This window comes from Pseudomonas sp. S150, from assembly GCF_004526365.1.
Lineage (GTDB): Bacteria > Pseudomonadota > Gammaproteobacteria > Pseudomonadales > Pseudomonadaceae > Aquipseudomonas > Aquipseudomonas putida_A.
Map to the genome: position 1 here is coordinate 1,979,946 of NZ_CP038207.1, position 24,252 is coordinate 2,004,197.

At 61.2% G+C, this 24,252-nt stretch carries 20 protein-coding genes and 1 pseudogene; 11 read left to right on the top strand and 10 right to left on the bottom strand.

What is annotated here, in order from left to right; translation table 11 throughout:
- Nucleotides 1–9 precede the first annotated feature (9 nt).
- The 10 genes and pseudogenes from E3Z29_RS09075 (at nt 10) to pcaC (ending at nt 9,962) form a co-directional block, all read left to right on the top strand.
- Nucleotides 10–1,356: an MFS transporter gene (locus E3Z29_RS09075; RefSeq protein WP_027614391.1), complete on the top strand. Its 1,347-nt coding sequence runs from the start codon at nt 10–12 to the stop codon at nt 1,354–1,356.
- A gap of 273 nt (nt 1,357–1,629) precedes the next feature.
- Complete coding sequence (locus tag E3Z29_RS09080; RefSeq protein ID WP_003222404.1) at nt 1,630–2,487, top strand: CoA transferase subunit A; 858 nt, start codon at nt 1,630–1,632, stop codon at nt 2,485–2,487.
- Entirely contained in the window at nt 2,487–3,266 is a 780-nt protein-coding gene (locus tag E3Z29_RS09085) for a CoA-transferase subunit beta (RefSeq protein ID WP_027614392.1), read from the top strand. Before E3Z29_RS09080 ends, E3Z29_RS09085 begins: the two co-directional genes overlap by 1 nt.
- Nucleotides 3,263–4,468 (top strand): 3-oxoadipyl-CoA thiolase, encoded by a 1,206-nt coding sequence (pcaF, locus tag E3Z29_RS09090; RefSeq protein WP_177408942.1) that lies wholly within the window; start codon nt 3,263–3,265, stop codon nt 4,466–4,468. Before E3Z29_RS09085 ends, pcaF begins: the two co-directional genes overlap by 4 nt.
- A 37-nt stretch (nt 4,469–4,505) precedes the next feature.
- Nucleotides 4,506–5,210, top strand: a complete 705-nt coding sequence (gene pcaH / locus E3Z29_RS09095) for a protocatechuate 3,4-dioxygenase subunit beta (RefSeq protein ID WP_027614394.1) — start codon at nt 4,506–4,508, stop codon at nt 5,208–5,210.
- A 1-nt stretch (nt 5,211) separates the two neighbouring features.
- Nucleotides 5,212–5,778, top strand: a complete 567-nt coding sequence (gene pcaG, locus E3Z29_RS09100) for a protocatechuate 3,4-dioxygenase subunit alpha (RefSeq protein WP_003222412.1) — start codon at nt 5,212–5,214, stop codon at nt 5,776–5,778.
- A 269-nt stretch (nt 5,779–6,047) separates the two neighbouring features.
- Nucleotides 6,048–7,343, top strand: a complete 1,296-nt coding sequence (locus tag E3Z29_RS09105) for an MFS family transporter (RefSeq protein ID WP_134785599.1) — start codon at nt 6,048–6,050, stop codon at nt 7,341–7,343.
- A 46-nt stretch (nt 7,344–7,389) separates the two neighbouring features.
- Nucleotides 7,390–8,754 carry a 3-carboxy-cis,cis-muconate cycloisomerase gene (locus E3Z29_RS09110; protein ID WP_134785600.1) on the top strand — a complete coding sequence of 455 codons (1,365 nt, stop codon included), beginning with the start codon at nt 7,390–7,392 and terminating at the stop codon, nt 8,752–8,754.
- 12 nt (nt 8,755–8,766) lie between these two features.
- Nucleotides 8,767–9,559: pseudogene (gene pcaD, locus E3Z29_RS09115) on the top strand (3-oxoadipate enol-lactonase).
- A gap of 10 nt (nt 9,560–9,569) precedes the next feature.
- Nucleotides 9,570–9,962 carry a 4-carboxymuconolactone decarboxylase gene (gene pcaC, locus E3Z29_RS09120; RefSeq protein ID WP_027614399.1) on the top strand — a complete coding sequence of 131 codons (393 nt, stop codon included), beginning with the start codon at nt 9,570–9,572 and terminating at the stop codon, nt 9,960–9,962.
- Between the two features lie 122 nt (nt 9,963–10,084).
- On the opposite strand, the gene E3Z29_RS09125 is transcribed toward pcaC, so the two are convergent.
- From E3Z29_RS09125 to emhA, 7 genes are all read right to left on the bottom strand, one after another.
- Entirely contained in the window at nt 10,085–10,903 is an 819-nt protein-coding gene (locus E3Z29_RS09125; protein ID WP_134785601.1) for a methyltransferase domain-containing protein, read from the bottom strand.
- 22 nt (nt 10,904–10,925) lie between these two features.
- Nucleotides 10,926–11,282: a DUF1641 domain-containing protein gene (locus E3Z29_RS09130; RefSeq protein WP_098967591.1), complete on the bottom strand. Its 357-nt coding sequence runs from the start codon at nt 11,280–11,282 to the stop codon at nt 10,926–10,928.
- Nucleotides 11,283–11,308: 26 nt separating this feature from the next.
- Nucleotides 11,309–12,499, bottom strand: a complete 1,191-nt coding sequence (locus E3Z29_RS09135) for an FAD/NAD(P)-binding oxidoreductase (RefSeq protein ID WP_134785602.1) — start codon at nt 12,497–12,499, stop codon at nt 11,309–11,311.
- 187 nt (nt 12,500–12,686) lie between these two features.
- Nucleotides 12,687–13,946, bottom strand: a complete 1,260-nt coding sequence (locus E3Z29_RS09140) for an OprD family porin (protein WP_134785603.1) — start codon at nt 13,944–13,946, stop codon at nt 12,687–12,689.
- Nucleotides 13,947–14,363: 417 nt separating this feature from the next.
- The gene (emhC, locus tag E3Z29_RS09145; RefSeq protein WP_027614404.1) at nt 14,364–15,824 is read right to left on the bottom strand and encodes an efflux RND transporter outer membrane subunit EmhC; all 1,461 of its coding nucleotides are present in this window, start codon (nt 15,822–15,824) and stop codon (nt 14,364–14,366) included.
- Nucleotides 15,821–18,970: an efflux RND transporter permease subunit EmhB gene (emhB, locus tag E3Z29_RS09150; RefSeq protein ID WP_098967599.1), complete on the bottom strand. Its 3,150-nt coding sequence runs from the start codon at nt 18,968–18,970 to the stop codon at nt 15,821–15,823. The genes emhC and emhB overlap by 4 nt, the downstream gene beginning before the upstream one ends.
- 3 nt (nt 18,971–18,973) lie before the next feature.
- Complete coding sequence (emhA, locus tag E3Z29_RS09155) at nt 18,974–20,128, bottom strand: efflux RND transporter periplasmic adaptor subunit EmhA (protein WP_027614406.1); 1,155 nt, start codon at nt 20,126–20,128, stop codon at nt 18,974–18,976.
- A 267-nt stretch (nt 20,129–20,395) separates the two neighbouring features.
- On the opposite strand from emhA, the gene emhR reads away from it, so the two are divergent.
- Nucleotides 20,396–21,028, top strand: coding sequence for an efflux system transcriptional repressor EmhR (gene emhR, locus E3Z29_RS09160; protein WP_027614407.1), 633 nt, complete (start codon nt 20,396–20,398; stop codon nt 21,026–21,028).
- A gap of 365 nt (nt 21,029–21,393) precedes the next feature.
- On the opposite strand, the gene E3Z29_RS09165 is transcribed toward emhR, so the two are convergent.
- From E3Z29_RS09165 to E3Z29_RS09175, 3 genes are all read right to left on the bottom strand, one after another.
- Entirely contained in the window at nt 21,394–21,843 is a 450-nt protein-coding gene (locus E3Z29_RS09165; RefSeq protein WP_134785604.1) for a hypothetical protein, read from the bottom strand.
- Nucleotides 21,844–22,002: 159 nt separating this feature from the next.
- Nucleotides 22,003–23,052 (bottom strand): alkene reductase, encoded by a 1,050-nt coding sequence (locus E3Z29_RS09170; protein ID WP_096797051.1) that lies wholly within the window; start codon nt 23,050–23,052, stop codon nt 22,003–22,005.
- A gap of 30 nt (nt 23,053–23,082) precedes the next feature.
- Nucleotides 23,083–24,249 (bottom strand): MFS transporter, encoded by a 1,167-nt coding sequence (locus E3Z29_RS09175; RefSeq protein ID WP_003222434.1) that lies wholly within the window; start codon nt 24,247–24,249, stop codon nt 23,083–23,085.
- Nucleotides 24,250–24,252 lie beyond the last annotated feature (3 nt).

Consider the following 24,252-nt stretch of genomic DNA (forward strand, 5'->3'; position numbering starts at 1 on the left):
ATAAAAATAATGAACCAGCCTCAGTCCGCTGTAGGTAACTGCCTCGACGTGCAGACCTTCATCAATGCCCAACCGATCTCGCGCTATCAGTGGCGAGTGGTGATCCTGTGTTTCCTGATTGTATTTCTCGATGGCCTCGACACCGCGGCGATGGGTTTTATCGCGCCGGCGCTGTCCCAGGACTGGGGCATCGACCGCGCCAGCCTCGGCCCGGTAATGAGCGCCGCGTTGATCGGCATGGTCTTCGGTGCATTGGGTTCCGGCCCGCTGGCTGACCGCTTCGGACGCAAAGTGGTGCTGGTTGGCGCGGTGCTGCTGTTCGGCGCTTTCAGCCTGGCCTCGGCCTACAGCACCAACGTCGAGCAACTGCTGGTGTTGCGCTTCCTCACCGGCCTAGGTCTGGGCGCCGGCATGCCCAACGCCACCACGCTGCTCTCGGAATACACCCCGGAGCGCAAGAAATCCTTGCTGGTGACCAGCATGTTCTGCGGCTTCAACCTCGGCATGGCCGGTGGCGGTTTCATTTCGGCGAAGCTGATCCCTGCGTTCGGCTGGCACAGCCTGCTGCTGATCGGCGGGATCCTGCCGCTGATCCTCGCGGTGGTGCTGCTGTTCTGGCTGCCGGAGTCGGCGCGTTTTCTGGTGGTGCGCAATCGCGGCACCGACAAAGTACGCAAGACCTTGTCGCCAATCGATCCGGTCACCGTCGCGCAGGCCTCGAGTTTCAGCGTGCCGGAACAGAAAACCGTCAAGGCGCGCAATGTGTTCGCGGTGATTTTCTCCGGCACCTACAGCGTCGGCACCTTGCTGCTGTGGCTGACCTACTTCATGGGCCTGGTCATCGTTTATCTGCTGACCAGTTGGCTGCCGACCCTGATGCGTGACAGCGGCGCGAGCATGGAGCAGGCGGCGTTCATTGGCGCGTTGTTCCAGTTTGGCGGGGTGTTGAGTGCGGTCGCTGTGGGTTGGGCGATGGACCGCTTCAATCCGCACAAGGTCATCGGCACGTTCTACCTGCTGGCCGGGGTGTTTGCCTACGCGGTAGGGCAGAGCCTGGGCAATATCACATTGCTCGCGACCTTGGTGTTGGTGGCGGGTATGTGCGTCAACGGCGCGCAATCGGCGATGCCGTCTCTGGCGGCACGGTTTTATCCGACCCAGGGGCGCGCGACCGGGGTCTCGTGGATGCTCGGGATTGGTCGCTTTGGCGCGATTCTCGGGGCGTGGATGGGCGCGACGTTGCTGGGGTTGGGCTGGAATTTCGAGCAGGTGCTGACGGCGCTGGTGATTCCGGCGGCGTTGGCGACGACGGCGGTGGTGATCAAAGGCATGGTCAGTCATGCGGATGCGACCTGAGTCGAGTCATTTTGATTTGCGTTGAATGTTCCGACGCCTTCGCGAGCAAGCCCGCTCCCACAGGGAAAACACATTTCAAATGTGGGAGCGGGCTTGCTCGCGAAGCTTTTGCTTGTGATTGATAGGGTGATAACAATCCGTTCGATAAACGAACACTCAGTCGATTATCGGATTGTTTGGCGATTTTCAGCGGCTTAATCTTCAGTGACTCCGGCGCTGAACCTCGCGCCTTTTTATCACTGGCGATTCACTACAAAAACGGGAGCCTGCTCCATGGCTGAGATCCTTTCGCTGCACGACGCGGTGAAGCAATTTGTCAACGACGGCGACACCGTCGCGCTCGAAGGCTTCACTCACCTGATCCCTACGGCGGCAGGTCATGAAATCATTCGGCAGGGCAAGAAAGATCTGACCCTGGTGCGGATGACGCCTGACCTGATCTACGACCAACTGATCGGTGCCGGTTGTGCACGCAAGCTGATCTTTTCCTGGGGCGGCAATCCGGGTGTGGGTTCGCTGCACCGTCTGCGCGATGCGGTCGAGAAGCAGTGGCCGCATGCGCTGGAAATCGAAGAGCACAGCCACGCCGACCTGGCCAATGCCTACGTCGCCGGCGCTTCCGGCCTACCGTTCGCCGTGCTGCGGGCCTACGCCGGTTCCGACCTGCCGAAGGTCAACCCGCTGATCAAGTCCGTGACCTGCCCGTTCACCGGTGAAGTGCTGGCGGCCGTGCCGTCGGTGCGTCCGGACGTCACCGTGATCCACGCGCAGAAAGCCGACCGTCAGGGCAACGTGCTGCTGTGGGGCATTCTCGGGGTGCAGAAAGAAGCGGCACTGGCGGCCAAGCGCTGCATCGTCACCGTCGAGGAAATCGTCGACAACCTCAACGCCCCGATGAACGCTTGCGTGTTGCCGACCTGGGCCTTGAGCGCGGTTTGCCACGTACCCGGCGGCGCGCATCCGTCCTACGCCCACGGTTACACCGAGCGTGACAATCGCTTCTATCAGGCGTGGGATCCGATCGCCCGCGACCGTGAGACGTTTACCGCGTGGATCAACGAATACATCCACGGCTGCGCTGACTTCAGCGAGTTTCAGGCCAAGTTGGCCGCTGCTTCGGAGGCCAAGTAATGACTTACACCACCAATGAAATGATGACCGTCGCTGCGGCCCGTCGCCTGAAGAACGGCTCGGTGTGCTTCGTCGGCATCGGCCTGCCGTCGAAAGCCGCCAACCTTGCGCGCCTGACTTCGTCGCCGGACGTGGTGCTGATCTACGAATCGGGTCCGATTGGCGCCAAGCCGAGCGTGCTGCCGCTGTCGATCGGTGATGGTGAACTGGCGGAAACCGCCGACACCGTCGTGCCGACCGGTGAGATTTTTCGCTACTGGCTGCAAGGCGGGCGCATCGACGTCGGTTTTCTCGGCGCGGCGCAGGTCGACCGTTTCGGCAACATCAACACCACTGTGGTCGGCGACTATCACGCGCCGAAAGTGCGCCTGCCGGGTGCCGGTGGCGCGCCGGAAATCGCCGGTTCGGCGAAGAGCGTGTTGATTATCCTCAAGCAGTCGGCGCGTTCGTTCGTCGACAAGCTCGACTTCATTACCTCGGTCGGTCACGGCGAGGGCGGCGATTCGCGCAAGCGTCTGGGCCTGCCGGGTGCCGGCCCGGTCGGGATCATTACCGACCTGTGCATCATGGAACCGGAGCAGGGCACCCACGAATTCGTGGTCACCGCCCTGCACCCAGGGGTGACCCGCGAGCAAGTGGTCGCCGCCACCGGTTGGGCCATTCGTTTTGCCGACAACGTTGAAACCACGGCGGCACCGACCGAAGTCGAACTGACCGCCCTGCGCGATCTCGAAGCGCGCACCGCCGCCGCCCACGGCCAGGCACCGGGAGAAGCATGATGCGTGACGTATATATCTGCGACGCGATTCGTACCCCCATCGGCCGTTTTGGCGGCGGTTTGTCTGCCGTGCGTGCCGATGACCTGGCCGCTGTGCCGATCAAAGCGCTGATGGAACGCAATCCCTCGGTGGACTGGAACGCGATCGACGAAGTGTTCCTCGGCTGCGCCAACCAGGCTGGTGAAGACAACCGCAACGTGGCGCGCATGGCGCTGCTGCTGGCGGGCTTGCCGGACAGCGTGCCGGGCGTGACCCTCAACCGTCTCTGCGCTTCGGGCATGGACGCGATCGGCACTGCTTTCCGTGCGATTGCCAGCGGCGAGATGGAGCTGGCGATTGCCGGCGGCGTCGAGTCGATGTCCCGCGCGCCGTTCGTGATGGGCAAGGCGGACGCAGCGTTCTCGCGCAACATGAAACTGGAAGACACCACCATCGGCTGGCGTTTCATCAACCCGCTGATGAAAGCCCAGTACGGCGTCGACGCGATGCCGCAGACCGCCGACAACGTCGCTGACGACTATAAGGTTTCGCGTGCCGATCAGGACGCTTTCGCCCTGCGCAGTCAGCAACGCACGGCCGCTGCACAAGCGGCGGGCTACTTCGCCGAGGAAATCGTCGAAGTGCGGATCGCCCACAAGAAGGGCGAAACCGTGGTCAGCCAGGACGAGCATCCACGCGCCGACACCACGCTTGAAGCGCTGACCAAACTCAAACCGGTCAACGGCCCGGACAAGACTGTCACCGCCGGCAACGCGTCCGGGGTCAACGACGGCGCCGCCGCGCTGATTCTCGCGTCGGCGGAAGCGGTGAAAAAACACGGCCTGACAGCACGGGCCAAAGTGCTGGGCATGGCCAGCGCCGGTGTTGCACCTAGGGTGATGGGCATCGGCCCGGTGCCGGCGGTGCGCAAACTGATCGAGCGTCTCGGCGTGGCGGTCAGCGATTTCGATGTGATCGAACTCAACGAAGCCTTCGCCAGCCAAGGCCTGGCAGTGCTGCGTGAATTGGGTCTGGCCGACGATGCGCCGCAGGTCAACCCGAACGGTGGCGCGATTGCCTTGGGCCATCCGCTGGGCATGAGCGGGGCGCGACTGGTGCTGACTGCGTTGCATCAGCTGGAAAAGACCGGCGGCAAGAAAGGTCTGGCGACCATGTGCGTCGGCGTCGGGCAGGGTCTGGCTCTGGCCATCGAACGCGTCTGACGCAGCGCGTCGACTGATAAGAACTGAGGAAAGCGAAATGACTGACAAGCCTGGCTACCGCCGTCCGCAGGAAGGCACCCAGCCTGAGTACCTGCACCCGACGTATCAATCCACCAACCTGCGCTCGCCGTCCAAGCCGTTGGTGTTTCTGCCGCATTCGTTGTCGGAGATCACCGGCCCGACCATCGGTGCCGAACGCGTCGCCGAGAAAGACAACGACCTGACCGCGCAGCACGACGGCGAGCCGTTGGGCGAGCGCATCATCATTCACGGCCGTGTGCTCGACGAAAACGGTTTGCCGGTGCCGGGGATTCTGGTGGAGATCTGGCAGGCCAACGCCGCCGGTCGCTACAACCACAAGCGCGACCTGCACGACGCACCGCTGGACCCGAACTTCACCGGCACCGGCCGCACCGTGACCGACGCCGATGGCTGGTATCAGTTCCAGACCATCAAGCCCGGCGCCTATCCGTGGGGCAACCACCACAACGCGTGGCGCCCGGCGCACATCCATTTCTCGCTGTTCGGGCCGAGCATCCTCACCCGTCTGGTGACGCAGATGTATTTCCCCGGCGACCCGCTGCTGGCCTACGACCCGATCTACAACTGCGTGCCGGACACCTCCGCCAAGGAACGTCTGATCGCCGCTTTCGATCTGGAAAAAACCATTCCGTCCTACGCCCTCGGCTATCGCTGGGACATCGTCTTGCGCGGCCGCGACGCCACGCCGATGGAGAAATAAGATGACGCTGACTGCCACCACGTCCCACACCGTCGGGCCGTACTACCACATCGGCCTGACCTGGCTGAATCGCGAAAACCTCGCGGTAGAACAAACCCTCGGCGAGCGCGTGGCGATCACCGGCCAAGTCGTTGACGGCAACGGCGATGTGGTCAACGACGCGATGCTCGAAGTCTGGCAGGCCAACGCCGCCGGCAAGTACGCGCACCCGGAAGACGAGCAGGACAAACCGCTGGATCCGCACTTCGAAGGTTTTGGCCGGGTGCCGGTGGACGCCGAAGGGCGCTTCCGTTTCACCACGATCAAACCGGGCACGGTCGAAGGCCTGAAGGGCTCGACCCAGGCCCCGCATCTGGTGGTGCTGGTGTTTGCCCGTGGTCTGGTCAAGCACTTGCTGACACGCATCTACTTCGAAGGCGATCCGGCGAACGTCAATGATCCGCTGCTGGAATGTGTGCCGGCCGAGCGCCGCGGGACGTTGCTGGCGAAGCCGGATGCGGCGGGTGTGTATCAGTGGAATGTGATTTTGCAGGGCACTGAGGCTGAGACGGTGTTCTTCGATTATTGATCGCACCTCGTTCCATTGGAGTGAGTTTGTGGTGAGGGGATTTATCCCCGATGGGCTGCGAAGCAGCCCCAAGACCGGAGTTCACGGTGAAACTGACACACCGCGTCTGCCAGATTTGCGAGTGCTGCGCACTCGATCGGGGATGAATCCCCTCGCCACAAGCCCTCTTTCAGAGGAGGGGTTGTGTAATGCCTCGTGGATGTATCTGTGGAACGGGACTGTTGCGAAGTGTGTCTAGACTCTCACCTGTCCCTTCAGAGTAAAAAACAATGACCACTACCACCGCTCATTACACCGGCGAGGAGCGCAGCAAGCGCATCTTCGCCATTGTCGGTGCCTCGTCCGGCAACCTGGTCGAATGGTTCGACTTCTACGTCTACGCCTTCTGCGCGATCTATTTCGCCCCGGCGTTTTTCCCCTCCGACAACCCCACGGTGCAACTGGTCAACACGGCCGGGGTGTTCGCTGCCGGGTTTCTGATGCGCCCGATTGGCGGCTGGATTTTCGGGCGGCTGGCGGACAAGAAGGGCCGCAAGACCTCGATGATGATTTCGGTGCTGATGATGTGCTTCGGCTCCCTGCTCATCGCCTGTCTGCCGACTTACGCCAGCATCGGCGTCTGGGCACCGCTGCTGTTGCTGTTCGCGCGGCTGTTGCAAGGCCTGTCGGTGGGTGGCGAGTACGGCACCACCGCGACCTACATGAGTGAAGTCGCGCTCAAGGGCCAGCGCGGCTTTTTTGCCTCGTTCCAGTACGTGACGCTGATTGGCGGGCAACTGCTGGCGGTGTCGCTGGTGGTGATCCTGCAACAGTTCCTCAGTGAAGATGAACTGCGTGCTTACGGCTGGCGCATTCCGTTTGTGGTCGGTGCGGTGGCGGCGGTGATTTCGCTGTTCCTGCGTCGCTCCCTGAAAGAAACCACCAGCAAGGAAATGCGCGAGAACAAGGACGCCGGCAGCATCCGCGCGCTGTTCCGTGATCACAAAGCCGCGTTCATCACCGTGCTCGGTTACACCGCCGGTGGCTCGTTGATTTTCTACACCTTCACCACGTACATGCAGAAGTACCTGGTGAACACCGCCGGCATGCACGCCAAGACCGCCAGCTACATCATGACCGGCGCGCTGTTCCTGTACATGTGCATGCAGCCGCTGTTCGGCATGCTCGCCGACAAGATCGGCCGACGTAATTCGATGCTCTGGTTCGGCGCGCTCGGCACGCTGTTCACTGTGCCGATCCTGTTGAGCCTGAAAAGCATCAGCAGCCCGATTCTGGCCTTTGCGCTGATCACCGTGGCGCTGGCAATCGTCAGTTTCTACACCTCGATCAGCGGCCTGGTGAAAGCCGAAATGTTCCCGCCGGAAGTCCGCGCCCTCGGCGTCGGTCTGGCCTATGCGGTGGCCAACGCGATCTTCGGCGGTTCGGCGGAATACGTGGCCCTGAGCCTGAAGGCCGGGGGCATGGAAAACGCGTTCTACTGGTACGTCACGGTGATGATGGCGGTGGCGTTCCTGTTCAGCCTGCGCCTGCCGAAACAGGCGGCGTACTTGCACCACGATCTGTAAACCGATGTGCGCGGGCCGCATTGGCCCGCGCCGGCAAGGACTGTTTATGACTCAGCGACCGGGCAATCAATTGTTCGATGCCTACTTCACTGCCCGCGACATGCGCGAGGTGTTCTGCGATCAGGGCCGGGTGCAGGCCATGCTCGATTTCGAAGCGGCGCTGGCCCGTGCCGAGGCGCGGGTCGGGGTGATTCCGGCGTCTGCCGTGGCGCCGATTGCCGCCGCTTGCAATGCCGGTCTGTATGACTTCGCGGCGCTGGGCGAGGCGATTGCCACGGCCGGCAACTCGGCGATTCCACTGGTCAAGGCATTGGGCAAGCAGATCGCCGCGAGCAGTGCCGAGGCCGAGCGCTATGTGCATTTGGGCGCTACCAGTCAGGACGTGATGGATTCCGGGCTGGTCCTGCAATTGCGGCAGGCGCTGGAGCTGATTGAAAGCGATCTGGCAGCGCTGGCCGATTCGCTCGCCACCCAAGCCCAACGGCATGCGGCGACGCCACTGGCCGGGCGCACCTGGCTGCAGCACGCCACGCCCGTGACCCTCGGGATGAAGATTGCCGGTTGGCTCGGCGCGGTAACCCGCAGCCGTCAGCGACTGCGCGAACTCAAACCACGGCTGCTGGTGCTGCAATTCGGCGGCGCTTCCGGCACCCTCGCGGCACTCGGCGAGCAAGCATTGCCGATCGCCCAGGCGCTGGCCGAAGAGCTGCAACTGAGCTTGCCGGAACAACCGTGGCACACCCAGCGTGATCGCATCGTCGAGTTCGGCGCGGTACTCGGTTTGATCGCCGGCAGCCTCGGCAAGCTCGGGCGCGACGTCAGTCTGTTGATGCAGACCGAAGCGGCGGAAGTGTTCGAGCCGTCGGCGCCGGGCAAGGGCGGTTCGTCGACCATGCCGCACAAGCGCAATCCGGTCGGCGCAGCGGTGTTGATCGGCGCGGCGACCCGGGTACCGGGGCTGGTCTCGACGCTGTTCAGCGCCATGCCGCAGGAGCACGAACGCAGCCTCGGGCTGTGGCATGCCGAATGGGAAACCCTGCCGGAGATCTGCTGCCTGGTGTCCGGTGCGCTGCAACAGGCGCGCCTGCTGGCCGATGGTCTGGAGGTCGATGCCGAACGCATGGCGCGCAATCTGCAATTGACCCAAGGGCTGGTGCTGGCCGAAGCGGTGAGCATCGTCCTCGCGCAACGGGTCGGTCGCGACACCGCGCATCACCTGCTCGAACAATGCTGCAAACGTGCGGTGGCCGAACAGCGCCACCTGCGTGCGGTACTCGGCGACGAGCCGCAAGTGACCGCCGAACTGAGCAGCACCGAACTCGATCATCTGCTCGACCCCGCGCATTACCTCGGCCAGGCGCAAGCCTGGGTCGAGCGCGCAGTGGCCGAACACAACGCATTGTCTGTCTGAAAGGAGAGGGCTGTGGCTTTCGTTCAACTCGCCGATGGCGAACTGCATTACGTTATTGAAGGCCCGGTCGACGCACCGGTGCTGGTGCTGTCCAACTCGCTGGGCACCGACCTGCACATGTGGGACGCGCAGATGCCGGCATTCACCGAGCATTTCCGGGTGCTGCGTTTCGACACCCGTGGTCACGGCCAGTCGCTGGTGACGCCGGGGCCTTACAGCATCGAGCAACTGGGCCGCGACGTGCTCGGCTTGCTGGATGCGCTGCACATCGAACGCGCGCATTTCTGCGGATTGTCGATGGGCGGGGTTGATCGGCCAGTGGCTGGGGATCAATGCCGGTCATCGTCTGCACAAATTGATCGTGTGCAACACCGCCGCGAAGATCGGCGACCCGTCGGTGTGGAATCCGCGCATCGAAACCGTGTTGCGTGATGGCCCGGCAGCGATGGTCGCATTGCGTGATGCGTCGATTGCCCGTTGGTTCACGCCTGATTTTTCCGCTGCCAATCCGGCCGCGGCGAAGAAAATTACCGACATGCTCGCGGCGACTTCGCCTGAAGGTTATGCGGCCAATTGCGCGGCGGTGCGCGATGCCGATTTCCGTGAGCAACTGGCCTCGATCAACCTGCCGCTTCTGGTGATCGCGGGTACCGAAGATGCGGTGACGCCACCGTCCGGCGGGCATTTCATTCAGGAGCATGTGCGCGGCGCCGAGTACGCCGAGTTCTATGCTGCGCACCTGTCCAACGTGCAGGCCGGTGCCGCTTTCAGTGATCGTGTGTTGGCGTTTCTGAACGCTCAGTGAGGGGAAGTTTGTGGACGAGAAACAACGTTACGACGAAGGCCTGCAAGTACGCCGCGCGGTATTGGGCGATGCCCACGTTGATCGCAGCCTGAATGCGCTGACCGAGTTCAACTCGGAATTCCAGGAGATGATCACGCGTCACGCCTGGGGCGACATCTGGACCCGCCCGGGCCTGCCACGGCACACGCGCAGCCTGATCACCATCGCCATGCTGATCGGGATGAACCGCGAGGCTGAGCTGAAATTGCATCTGCGTGCGGCGGCCAACAACGGTGTGAGCCGGAGCGAGATCAAGGAAGTGATCATGCAGAGCGCGATTTATTGCGGGATCCCGGCGGCGAATGCCACGTTTCATCTGGCGGAGTCGGTGTGGGATGAGCTGGGAGTCGAATCCCGGGAGTGATGGTGCCTGAACTGACGCCTTCGCGAGCAAGCCCGCTCCCACATTTAGAATGCATTTCCCTGTGGGAGCGGGCTTGCTCGCGAAAGCGGCAGACGCCGTGATGCATCAATCAGCACAGACACTCAGACCTTGGCGACAATGAAAATCCGCTTGAACGGAAACAGAGTCTGCCCGTTTTTCTCGGGCGGGTAATGCTTATGCACCCGCATCAGGTAGTGGTAGATAAACCGCGCCTGTTCCTGTGACGTCAGCGTCTGCATCACCGGCCGCAGCGCCGAGACCTTCACCCAGTCGTACACCGGCGATTTGCCGCCAACCACCTGCAATTGCTCGGTTTCCCAGATCTCCAGCGACGTGGTCAGCGGCGCGAGCAAGCGATAGTAGTCCTCCAGTGTCAACAACGGCCGCGCCGCCATGCATCGGCGCAGTTGCGGTGTGCCGATGGGGGTGTGTCCCGGTCCGGCATGGTTGAGGGTGTCGAGCATCAGTCGATACCACAAGGCATCGCGCCAGTCCGGCATGTGCACCGCCAGACAGCCACCGGGGCGCAGATACCCCAGCAGGCGCGGCAGCAGGTGTTGATGATCGCCAATGAAATGCAGCACCGCCGCCGCGAGCAGCAGATCGGCCGGTTGTTCGGGTTGCCAGTCGAGCAGGTCGCACTCTTGCCATTGAGCGTTGATCGGCAGGCACCGGGCCTGATCAAGCATCTGCCGCGAGCTGTCGACACCCAGCAACTGCGCACGCGGCCAGCGCTCGGCCAGCAGTTGAGTGGCGATGCCGGTGCCGCAGCCCAGGTCACAAATTCTTCTGGGGTCGGGCAGATCGATACGGTCGAGCAATTCGTTGACCGGGCGTTGCCTGAGACGGGAAAACTGCTGGTACGCCTTGGCGTCCCAGTGGGTGCAGGCGTTCCCTGCCGTTTCGAGTTTGGCGCTCATGAGGAGGTCCTCTCTGGCGGATTTACAGTTGTCGTCCAATGACGTTGAGGGTTTTCAGGACAACGGCCACGCCTTTGCGTGTGTCCTCTTCATTCAGCAGTTTGAGCAACGCCAGAGTGCCCGGCGCCGCTGACTGTGCCGATACTTCGGCTTTGGCCACGCGCACTGCATTACTGACTGTCCAGGTGGCGGCTGTGCCGCTCTCGAACAATTGCGCGAGTTTTTCCACCATGGCCGCGTCGAGCAGATCGGCGATATCGGAAACCAGGGAAAGCAGGTCGACAATATTCTCCAGGCGTCCGCCATCGATTAACGGTTGCAGTTTTGCCATCAAGGCAGTGAACCCGGGCGTGCCTGACATTTCCTTGGGCATGTTCATGAGCAATCACTCCTCCCTGTGCAGGGTCAAAGCATTCCCCGGGCCACCGCCCAGTAAAGACCGCGATTGAAACCGTTTCTGAGCAGACCGCCCAATTTGGTCGGGGGTGTCGGCAACACATCGTGGGCGTAGTCGTACCACAGTGGCATCCCGGCATTCAGGCCCATTTGGGCTACCGCCTGTACCCGACCGTCGTATACCGAGTTGGGTGCGCCAAGACGGATCTGGGCGGTGATGTTGTTGGCGATCACCGGCGCCTGGTTATGACAGGCGCCGCCGGCCTTGCTGACCGGCAGGTCGACGGTGTCGCCGATCACGTAGACATTCTCCAGACCGTAGACCTGCAGCGTTTCGTGATTGGTCGGCAGCCATCCTTCATCATTGGCGGCGTGTGAGATGCCGCACTCACGCACCACCTCGACGGCCTGGATGGGTGGAGTAGCCATCAGAATAGTGAAGGGTTGCTCATCGCCCTCGGCTGAGTAGACGATTTTTGCATCAGGATCCACATGGCTCAGGGTGAAGCCGCGCTGAAATTGAATGTTTTTCCGGGCAAAAATGCTCGGCAGAATTTCACCCGTGGGGCGCTGCAAGAACAGACAATTGCGCAATAGCTGGGCAACCGTCGGGTAGGTGTAGATGATTTCCACTTGCTCGCGAACGCCCCGGCGACGCAACAAGTCATCCAGCATCAATGTCGTTTCCACGGGCGCGATTCCGCATTGGTGCGGGACGTTCGGTGTCTGCGGGAAGGACACGGTAATGAAAATCCGGCCTTTTTCGATGGTGTTCAGGCGTTGCGCCAACTGCCGGGCAGCAAGGTATTGATAGAAGTGGTCGCCGGCTTCTTGCAGACCCTCGATGCGTTCCGGCGCCGGCACGCAGCCGGTGGCGATCACCAGAAAATCATAGTCGAAGCGCTTGCCGTTACGGGTGCGCAATTGCTGCCCGGGAAAGTCGAAACGGGTGACTTCTTCAACGTGGAAACTGATTTCCGGGCGCAACAAAGAGCGTTCCGGACGTTTGAGTTCCTCTTCGAAGAACTGACTGAACGCCACGTACATGAACGCAGGTTTGTAGTAATGATCGGGGGAACTGGACAGTAATGTAATCGAGACGTCGCCGCGTAGAACTTCGGGATACAGCTTGCCGACCAGTTGATTGGCCAGCATGGTTCCACCTACACCGCCACCGACGATAACTATTCGCTTGCTCATACCTGACCTCCGTGGCCAAGGCAGCTTCGCGTACAGCATCCGGAGATAACGGAAGAAAACTAAGGGCTCCTACAGCAGGCTGGAGAATTTACACACTCTGTTGACTGTATCTGCGCCTCGACAAATCGCCAGTCCGGCTGACCAGTGGTTGATGCCGGCGCCGCTCGTGCAGCGCCGGCGTGCGGGTTCAGAGCAGGCTGATCGGATAGCTGATGATCAGGCGGTTCTCGTCGAACTCGTTGTTGCTGAAATCGCGGCGCATGGTCGAGTTGCGCCAGCGCACGTTGAGGTCGCGCAGGGCGCCGCTCTGTACGGTGTAGCCCAGTTCCGATTCGCGGCCCCATTCCTTGCCATCGGTGATGGTTCCGGTGTGCACGTTGTCGCCGCTGATGTAGCGGTTCATCAGGGTCAGGCCGGGGATGCCCAGGGCGGCGAAGTTGTAGTCGTGACGCACCTGCCAGGATCGCTCCTGAGCGTTGTCGTAGCTGGAGTTGTAGCTGTCGTTGGCCAGGGTGCCGCCGCTGGTGCCGTTGACCCGCATCCAGGCGCTGTCGCCGGTGAGTTTTTGCAGGCCGACGCAGAAGGTGTTGCCGCCGTAGCGGGCCGAGAACATCCCCGACCAGGTCTTGTTGTCGAGTTCGCCGGCGCGGGCGCTGCCGTCGTCCTTGCCGTAGAAGAAGCCGAGGTTGGCGCCCAGCGTCCAGTCGCCGAGTGGCTGGCTGTGAGTCAGGTTGAGGTATTGCTGGCTGTAGATGTCCTTGAGTTCGGCGTTCCACAGGCCGATCTGCGTGCGTTTTTCGTTGAAAACGTACTCGCCGCCCTGAAAGTTGAAGCGATCGGAGGTGAACGCCGCTTTGCCGAACATCGACATGTCGCTCATGCTGCTGTCATCGCGCGGACTGTTGGCGCGGAACTGCCCGCCATACAGGGTCAGGCCGTTGATTTCCTTTGAGGTGATCTGCCCGCCACGGAAGGTTTGCGGCAGCGAACGGCCGTCGTCCGAACGCAGGATCGGCAGCACCGGCATCCATTCGCCGACCTTGATTTCGGTCTGCGACAGTTTGGCCTTGAACGCGACGTTGGTGCGGCCGAAGTTGTCCGCCGGTCGCCCGTCGTGATCCAGCGGCAGCAGTTGCGTGCCACCGGTGCCTTTGCCACCATCGAGCTTCACCGAGTACAGGCCGAGCACGTCCATGCCGAAGCCAACGGTGCCTTGGGTGAAGCCGGATTTGGCGTCGAGGATGAAGTTCTGCGTCCACTCTTCAGCCTTGCCCTGAGCCTTGGTCGGGTTGGTGAAGTTGCGGTTGATGTAGAAGTTGCGCAGGTTGAGGTTGACCTTGGCACCTTCGACGAAACCGGCTTCTTCGGCTGCGGCGGGGAGGGCGACGCCGGTCAGGGCCAGGGCGATCAGGCCGGGGAGTGCGTACGGCGCAGTTGGATGAGTCATCGCAGGGTCTCTTGTTATTTTTTTTAGGTCGAACAGAGCCGTTGCCGCCATTTTCGGGGCGGGCACGAGCTTGCAGAATCAGGGATGAAGCGGCGGCGATCAGCCGGACGGGACAGGGCGCGGGAGCATGGTGTCGAACCTGTTGTTATTGGTTTTGTGGAGCGAATGGTGCGGGGGGCGATGGGCGGGATTCAATCGGGCAAAGCGGGTTTTGGGCGATTATCGAACGCAAGATTGAGCCGGGTTTTTTCTCGCGTCTATCAGGGCCTCTTCGCGAGCAAGCCCGCTCCCACAGGAAAATGCATTCCAAAAGTGGGAGCGGGCTTGCTCGCGAAGAGGCCGGCTCAGACGCCACAATATTTCTGACAGGCAACAAAAAGCCCGCCAAGTGGCGGGCTCCTTGTGTTCACCGGAGGATCAGAACAGCTTCATCTTCGGTGCTTCTTCTTTCAGCGGTTCGTTCTGCGCGGTCTGCGCATTCCAGCCACCACCCAGGGCCTTGTACAGGTTGACCGCACTGGTCAGCTGCGCGAGGCGGTCGGTGATCAGTGCCTGTTGCGCACTGAACAACTGACGCTGGGCGTCGAGGAAGGTCAGGTTGCTGTCGACACCGATGCGGTAACGACGCTCGGCCAGGCGGTAGTAATCCTGGTTGGCCGCGACGAAGTCACGCTGCGCCTGCAACTGCTCGGTGTAGGTCTGGCGGGCAGCCAGGCCGTCGGCGACTTCCTGGAAGGCGGTTTGAATCGACTTCTCGTAGTTCGCCACGCCAATGTCCTTCTGGATCTTGGCATAGTCGAGGCTGGCGCGCAGGCTGCCGGCGTTGAAGATCGGCAGGTTGATCTGCGGCTGGAACAGCCAGGTACCCGAGCCGCCCTTGAACAGACCGGACAGGTCCGGGCTCAGGCTGCCCGCGTTGGCGGTCAGGCTGATGCTCGGGAAGAACGCTGCACGGGCGGCGCCGATGTTGGCGTTGGCCGCTTTCAGGTTGTACTCGGCCTGGAGGATGTCCGGACGACGCTGCAGCAGGTCCGAAGGCAGACCGGCCGGTACATCGCTGAGCAGGTCATCCGACAGCGGTTTGGCCGCTTGCAGATTGGCCGGGATGCCGGTGCCGAGCAGCAGGGTCAGGCTGTTTTCGTCCTGAGCCACCTGACGGGTGTACTTGGCCAGTTGCGCCCGGGCGTTTTCCACCGAGGTGCGCGACTGCGCCAGGTCCAGCGCCGAGGCCACACCGACTTCATTGCTGCGGCTGGTCAGCTTGTAGCTTTCTTCAAAGGCACCGAGGGTGTCTTGCGTCAGCTTGAGCAGTTCCTTGTCGGCCTGCCAGGTCATGTACGCGTTGGCGACACTGGCCACCAGACTGATCTGGGTGCTGCGGCGCGCTTCTTCGGTGGCGAAGTATTGTTGCAACGCTTGTTCGCTCAGGCTGCGCACCCGACCGAACAGGTCGAGTTCGTATGCGCTGATGCCGACGGTCGCGGTGTAGGAGCTGCTGATGTTCGCTTCACCGGTCTGCGAGGCACGGGCCGGAACCCGCTGACGGCTGCCGCTGGCATTGGCCGAAACCGCCGGGAACAGGTCAGCACGCTGGATGCGGTATTGAGCCGCATAGGCGTCGATGTTCAGCGCCGCGACGCGCAGGTCGCGGTTGTTTTCCAGCGATACCTGGATCAGCTGTTGCAGGGCCGGGTCATGGAAAAACTGCTTCCAGCCCTGCTCGGCAGCGGCTTGCGCCGGAGCCTGGGCCGGCGAGTACGCCGGGCCCTGCGGGTACTGGCCCGCGACCGGTGCTTCAGGCTGCTGATAATCGGGGATCAGCGAGCAACCGCTCAGCACGAAGGCGGCGACTGCGATGGAGAGTAGCGACTTGCTCATTGGCCAGCCTCTTTAGGAGTTTCAGTCGTCTCGTCCGGGTCCGCGATTTTACGCTGGCCGATGGACGAAACCGTGACGAAGAACAGTGGGACCCAGAAGATCGCCAGGATCGTGGCCGTGAGCATACCGCCAATCACGCCAGTACCGATCGCGTGCTGGCTACCCGAACCGGCACCGGTGGAGATCGCCAACGGTACTACACCGAGGACGAACGCCAGCGAGGTCATGATGATCGGTCGCAGACGCATGCGGCACGCTTCGATCGCCGCATCGCGCAGACTGCGCCCTTGTTCATGCAGCTCCTTGGCGAACTCGACGATCAGAATGGCGTTTTTAGCCGCAAGACCGATGGTCGTCAACAGGCCCACCTGGAAGTACACGTCGTTGGACAGCCCGCGCAGGCTGGTGGCCATCAGCGCACCGATGATCCCCAGCGGTACCACGAGCATGACCGCGATCGGAATCGACCAGCTTTCATACAGCGCCGCCAGACACAGGAACACCATCAGCAGCGACAGGGCGTACAGCGCTGGCGCTTGCGAGCCCGACAGACGTTCCTCGTAGGACAGACCGGTCCAGGAGATACCGACACCGGCCGGCAGCTTCTTGGCAATCGCTTCGACTTCGGCCATCGCTTCACCGGTGGAGTAACCCGGCGCCGGAGAACCGAGCACTTCCATCGCTTCGACGCCGTTGTAACGGGCCAGTTTCGGCGAACCGTAGATCCACTCGCCCTTGGCGAACGCGGAGAACGGCACCATGGTCCCGGCGCTGTTGCGCACGTACCACTTCTTCAGGTCTTCCGGGCTCATGCGCGCACCGGCCTGACCTTGCACGTAAACCTTCTTCACCCGACCACGGTCGATGAAGTCGTTGACGTAGCTACTACCGAAGGAGATCGACAGGGTGCTGTTGATGTCGGAGAGGCTCAGACCCAGGGCCTGGGCTTTCTCATCGTCGATTTCCAGATGGTATTGCGGCTCGTCGTTCAGACCGTTCGGACGTACCTGGTAGAGCACCTTGCTCTGCGCGGCCATGCCGAGGAACTGGTTGCGGGCTTCCATCAGTTTTTCGTGACCGATACCGGCGCGGTCCTGCAGGAACACGTCGAAACCGGTGGCGTTACCCAATTCCAGTACCGCAGGCGGGGCGAACGCAAACACCATCGCATCGCGGAAACTGAAGAAGTGTTGCTGCGCACGCTGTGCCAAGGCAAACACGCTGTTGCTCGAATCACGCTCGTGCCACGGCTTGAGCATGATGAACGCCAGACCCGAGCTCTGACCACGACCGGCAAAGTTGAAGCCGTTAACGGTAAACACCGAGGACACCGCGCCCGCCTCTTTATCCAGCAGGTAGGTACGCATCTCGTCGATCACGACTTGAGTACGTTCGGCACTGGAACCGGCCGGGGTTTGTACCTGGGCGAACAGTACGCCTTGGTCTTCTTCCGGCAGGAACGCGGTTGGAATGCGGGTGAACAGCCAGATCATGCCGACGACGATCAGCAGGTACGCCAGCAGGTAAGGGGCTTTGCGCGACAGCATGTTGCCGACACCGCGCTCGTAACTCCTGACACCGCGATCGAAATTGCGGTTGAACCAGCCGAAGAAACCTTTTTTCGGCGTGCCGTGGTCACCCTTGGCGATCGGCTTGAGCATGGTTGCGCAGAGCGCCGGGGTGAAGATCAGTGCAACCATTACCGACAGGGCCATGGCCGAGACGATGGTGATCGAGAACTGCTTGTAGATCACACCGGTGGAGCCGCTGAAGAACGCCATCGGCAACAGTACCGCCGACAGCACCAGGGCGATACCGACCAGGGCACCCTGGATCTGGCCCATGGATTTCTTGGTCGCTTCCTTCGGTGACAGGCCTTCTTCGGCCATCACCCGCTCGACGTTTTCCACCACGACGATGGCGTCGTCCACCAGCAAGCCGATGGCCAGCACCATACCGAACATGGTCAGGGTGTTGATGCTGAAACCGGCGGCGGCGAGGATGCCGAACGTACCGAGCAATACCACCGGTACGGTCATCGTGGTGATGACGGTGGCGCGGAAGTTCTGCAGGAACAGGAACATCACCAGGAACACCAGCACGATCGCTTCGACCAGGGTTTCAACCACACCCTTGATCGACTCGGTCACGACCGGAGTGGTGTCATACGGGAACACCACTTCCATGCCTTGCGGGAAGAACGGCTTGAGGTCGTCAATCGTCTTGCGCAGCGCTTTGGCGGTGTCGAGGGCGTTGGCGCCGTTGGCCAGTTTTACCGCCAGACCGGACGCCGGGCTGCCGTTGAACTGGGCGGAAATACTCGAGTTTTCACCGCCCAGACCGACGTCGGCCACGTCGCCGACACGGACCTGGGAGCCATCCTGATTGACCTTCAGCAGGATCGCCTTGAACTGCTCGGCAGTCTGCAGACGGGTCTTGCCGATGATCGTGGCGTTCAGTTGCTGACCTGGCAGCGCCGGCAAACCGCCGAGCTGACCGGAAGACACCTGGACGTTCTGCGCCGAGATCGCGGCGCTGACATCAGCTGGCGTCAGGTTGTACTTGTTCAGCTTGGCCGGATCGAGCCAGATGCGCATCGCGTACTGGGCACCGAAGACCTGGAAGTCACCGACACCGGCGGTCCGCGAGATCGGGTCCTGCATGTTCGACACGATGTAGTTGGACAGGTCGTCCTTGGTCATGCTGCCGTCACGCGACACCACGCCGATCACCAGCAGGAAGTTCTTCACTGCCTTGGTGACGCGGATACCCTGTTGCTGCACTTCCTGCGGCAGCAGCGGGGTGGCCAGGTTCAGCTTGTTCTGAACCTGAACCTGCGCGGTGTCGGAGTTGGTGCCTTGCTCGAAGGTCGCGGTGATGGTCATGCTGCCGTCGGAGTTACTTTCCGAGGACACATAACGCAGGTTGTCGATACCGTTGAGCTGCTGCTCGATCACCTGGACCACGGTGTCCTGCACGGTTTGCGCCGAAGCGCCCGGGTAGGTCACGGAGATCGCGATGGCCGGCGGTGCAATGCTCGGGTACTGGTTGATTGGCAATTTCAGGATCGATAATGCCCCGACCAACATGATCACCAGGGCAATTACCCAGGCGAAAATCGGACGGTCGATAAAAAATTTCGACATGAGTTACTCCCCTTTGCCGCCAGCGGCTTTGTCAGCTGCTTGAGCGGGGGCCGGGTTCTTGGCTACGTTGGTCGCTTCGGTCGGGTTGACCTGAGCACCTGGGCGAACATATTGCAGGCCTTCGGTGATCAGACGATCGCCGGCTTTCAGGCCATCTTCGATCAGCCACTGGCTGCCAACGGTACGGCTGGCCTTGAGCTGACGCAGTTCAACCTTGTTGTCCGGGCCGACGACCAGTGCGGTCGGAGTGCCCTTGAGGTCACGGGTCACGCCTTGTTGCGGCGCCAGAATGGCCGCGGCGTTGACCCCGGCCTGCAACTGGGCGCGGACGAACATGCCTGGCAACAGGGTGTGATCCGGGTTCGGGAACACGGCGCGCAGGGTCACGGAACCGGTAGTCGGATCAACCGATACTTCGGAGAATTCCAGCTTACCGTCGAGCTTGTACTGGCTGCCGTCCTCAAGGGTCAGCTTGACCGCTGCCGAGTTGTCGCCGGCTTTCTGCAGACGACCGCTTTCCAGCTCGCGGCGCAGTTCCAGCAGCTCAACCGAGGACTGGGTGACGTCGACGTAGATCGGGTCCAGTTGCTGGATCGTCGCCATCGCGTCGGCCTGACCATTGCTGACCAGTGCGCCTTCGGTCACCGAAGAACGGCCGATACGGCCGGAGATCGGCGCGTAGACCTTGGTGTATTTCACGTTGATCTGCGCACTCTGCAACGACGCTTCCGATTCCATGCGATTGGCGACGGCGGTGTCGTATTCCTGGCGGCTCACGGCCTGCTCGTCGACCAGTTGCTTGTAGCGGTCGGAGATCGACTTGGTCGAACGCAGGTTGGCTTCGGCGCTTTTCAGGGTCGCTTCATAGACTGCCGGATCGATCTGATACAGCTGCTGGCCGGCTTTGACGTCGCCGCCTTCCTTGAACAGACGTTTGAGAATGATGCCGTTGACCTGTGGTCGAACTTCAGCGATGCGGTACGCACTGGTGCGCCCCGGCAGTTCCGACGTGAGGGTGAACGCTTGTGGTTGCAGGGTGACGACGCCGACCTGAGGAGGCGGAGCGGCTGGGGCCGCTTCTTCCTTTTTACATCCGCTGAGCAGCGATGCCAGGGCGACGGCAGTGACCAGAGCGGTAACAGCTGGCTTGAATTGCATGAAGATCCTCGGGTCAGGCGCGCACATTGCGCACAAGAAGTGTGAAAGGGTAAAAAAATCGGGTCGAGTGGATAAGTAGCTTGCTAAGGAATATACTTACGTTCATGGTTGTTTGTAAATAGCTTGGCGTCGTACCCACCCTGTTACAAAATGCGTCGCAAGGTTTGAAATTGTAGGCCGGGGAGCCGATTCGTGAGAGATCAGCCCCCTCTTTATTCAGCGGATATTCAGCCATCCCTGAAACATCCTGTTTGAGGTTTTACTGCCATGGTCCGTCGTACCAAAGAGGAAGCTCAGGAAACGCGCAGCCAGATTCTCGAAGCGGCCGAGAAAGCGTTTTATGAAAGGGGTGTGGCCCGCACGACCCTGGCGGATATCGCGACGATGGCCGGCGTGACGCGCGGTGCCATCTATTGGCATTTCAGCAACAAGGCCGATCTGGTGCAGGCGATGCTCGACAGCCTGCATGAACCGCTGGATGAATTGGCCAAGGCCAGCGAGAGCGAGGACGAACTCGACCCGTTGGGGTGCATGCGCAAGCTGTTGATCCATCTGTTTCATCAGGTAGCCCTGGATCCGAAGACCCGTCGCATCAACGAGATTCTGTTTCATAAGTGCGAATTCACCGATGAAATGTGCGATCTGCGCCAGCAGCGCCGCACGGCCAGTCTCGATTGCAACCTGCGCATCGGTCTGACCCTGCGTAATGCGGTCAATCGCGGCCAGTTGCCGGAAGATCTCGACACTGCCCGGGCGGCCATCAGCATTCATGCGTATATCGATGGCCTCCTGTATGGATGGCTGTTGGCGCCGGACAGCTTTCAATTGCATGCCGAAGCCGAGCGCTGGGTCGATACAGGGCTTGATATGCTGCGCCTGAGCCCTAGCCTGCGCAAATGAAACAAAATGCGTAATTAAATCTGTCCGTGTCAAGACTTGAAGCGGGGAAATGTCCCTGCTTCAAGTCTTTTTGTAATGGAGTGCTTTTATATACGTACGATGGCCAGGTTGATAGGTAGCGAGCTACGTATTTTGTAGGGGTTTTGTGTCGACTGTGTGAATGAATGTTAACGACTCGGGCTAAAAGGGCGCCGAGCAGCCGATACGCACCAACCGATCCGTTTCGTTTTTGAGTTCCCTTTGCCCGATCCTCACCACCAGGCTGCGTTACTTCCGATGGGCTCGAGCCACGGCCTTTAGTTTGCTCGCGCCTCTATAATGTCAGCGTAGTCCGTACCGTTACTGCATGAGCAGGTAACTCTCTATCAGGCCGATGGCGTCATGAATGCGATCATCTTATAGCTGTAAGGGTAAACCGGGTTTTCATTTTCCAATGCTGCGCCGCAGGTGATGGGTTCGGCGCCAACAGAGAACGCGTTGGTATCCCAGAAAAGTTCGACTTTTGGAGCCCTGTGCCCCGCCATTTGTCGGTAGCAATAACTGAGCGTAGTGTCGAACCGTACTTTCTGCTTGTAGTTGGTGTAGCAGATGTAAGTGTTGAATACCTCTTTTTTGATATCGTAATCAATAACGATGTCCTGTTTCAGATGAGGATCTCCTTCAAACAGCATAAAGACGGTCTGGTAAGGGAGGATCTTGTCGATACGCGTCAAGGGTGGGTGCTTTGGAGAGGCATCGTCAAGCCAGAAAGTAGAGTCCGTGGCATTGGTGATTTGCAGAAGGAATGTAAGTTTGTTTGGATCTGTATCATTCATTTCTATATAACCTTGCTTGATTAAGTTGGTGGGTTGTAATTGATGAGTTGCTGGGCGGAGCTTAGGTTTATATTGTTCTGATGGCGAATCTTTAAATGTATGAAAATAAAAAAAGCCCCGCCTCTTTCGAGGCGGGGCTTACTTGTTAGTTGTTGTTGTTTACAGCGTTGGATAATCGATATAACCGACCGGGCCTTTCGCGTAGAACAACTCGGGACGTGCGTCGTTCAGCGGTGCGTCGGCCTTCAGGCGTGCCGGCAGATCCGGGTTGGCAATGAACGGTACGCCGAACGCTACCGCGTCAGCCTTGCCTTCAGCCAGCCACGCATTGGCGCTGTCCTTGGTGAAGCGTTCGTTGGCGATGTACGCGCCGCCGAAAGCTTCTTTCAGCTGTGGGCCGAGGCTGTCGGCGCCTTCTTTCTCGCGGGAGCAGATGAAGGCGATGCCGCGCTTGCCCAGCTCGCGAGCCACATAAGTGAAAGTCTCGGCCAGATTGTCGTCGCCCATGTCATGGGAATCGGCGCGGGGTGCCAAGTGCACGCCGACACGGCCGGCGCCCCAGACGTCGATCGCTGCGTCAGTCACTTCCAGCAGGAGACGCGCACGGTTTTCCAGGGAGCCACCGTAGTTATCGGTGCGCTGGTTGGTGCTGCTTTGCAGGAACTGGTCGAGCAGGTAGCCGTTGGCGCCGTGGATTTCCACGCCGTCGAAACCGGCGGCTTTGGCGTTTTCGGCACCGGTGCGGTAGGCCTCGACGATCTCGGCGATTTCAGCGGTTTCCAGAGCTCGCGGGGTCGGATAGTCGGCCAATGGACGCACCAGGCTGACGTGACCTTTAGGCTGGATGGCGCTCGGCGCGACCGGGGTTTCGCCGTTGAGGTACGACGGATGCGAGATGCGGCCGACGTGCCACAGTTGCAGGACGATCTTGCCGCCGGCAGCGTGCACGGCTTTGGTCACGTTGGTCCAGCCGCGCACCTGGTCGTTGGACCAGATGCCCGGGGTGTCCGGGTAGCCGACGCCCATCGGCGTCACCGAAGTGGCTTCGGACAGGATCAGACCAGCCGACGCGCGCTGTACGTAGTATTCAGCCATCAGCGCGTTCGGCACGCGGCCTTCGTCGGCGCGGCAGCGGGTCAGCGGAGCCATGATGATGCGGTTGGACAGCTCGAGGTCGCCCAGTTTGATCGGATCGAAAATAGTTGCCATGTGTACAACCCTCGTCAGTTAAGTGGTTAATCAGTGGGTAGCGGGGGCCAGACCGGCGTCGCCGTTCTGACGGAAAGTGATCAGGGTCACCAGCAGCGCGAGCACGGCCAGCGCGGCGGCGGCCAGGGGCACGCTGGTCAGGCCGAAACCGTGGGCGATGACGCTGCCACCGACCCAGGCGCCCAGGGCGTTGCCGATGTTGAAAGCGCCGATGTTCAGGGTCGACACCAGGTTCGGTGCGGCCTTGCCGAAGGTCACCACGTTGACTTGCAGCGCCGGGACGGCGGCAAACGAAGCGGTGGCCCAGAGGAACAGGGTGATCTCCGTCGGGATCAGCGCAACGCTGGTCCAGCTCAGCACGGTGGAAACCACCGCCATCGCCACGAACACGCCGATCAGGGTCGCGCCGAGACGCTTGTCCGCCAGTTTGCCGCCGATGATGTTGCCCACCGTCAGACCGAGGCCGATCAGCAGCAGGGTCCAGGTCACGCCTTTTGGCGAGACACCGGTGACATCACCGAGCAGCGGCGCGACATAGGTGAAGAGGGTGAACATCGACGCGGCGAACAGCGCGGTCATGCTCAGCGACAGCCAGATGCCGGCGCCTTTGAGGGCGGCGAGTTCGGCGCGCATGTCGAGTTTTTCCTCGTCACGCTTGGCCGGCAGGAAGCGGATCAGACCGATCAGCGCCACTACACCAATCACGGTCACCGCCCAGAAGGTCGAGCGCCAGCCGGCTTCCTGACCCAGCGCCGTGCCCAGCGGTACACCGAGGACGTTGGCCAGGGTCAGGCCGGTGAACATCAGCGCTACGGCGGATGCGCGCTTGTTCGGCGCCACCAGCCCGGCAGCTACCACAGAACCGATACCGAAGAACGCACCGTGGCACAGCGCCGTGACGACACGGGCAAACATCAGCACGTTGTAGTCACTGGCGATGGCACACAGCAGGTTACCGACGATAAAAATGCCCATCAGCGCTACCAGTGCGGCCTTGCGCGGCAGTCTGGCGGTGGCCAGTGCCATGAACGGCGCACCGATGGCCACGCCCAGGGCGTAACCGGTCACTAGCCAGCCAGCGCCGGGAATCGACACACCGAGGTCGGCCGCCACATCGGGCAGCAGGCCCATGATGACGAACTCGGTGGTGCCGATGGCGAAGGCGCTCAAGGCCAGAATGAGTAGCGAGAGGGGCATTTG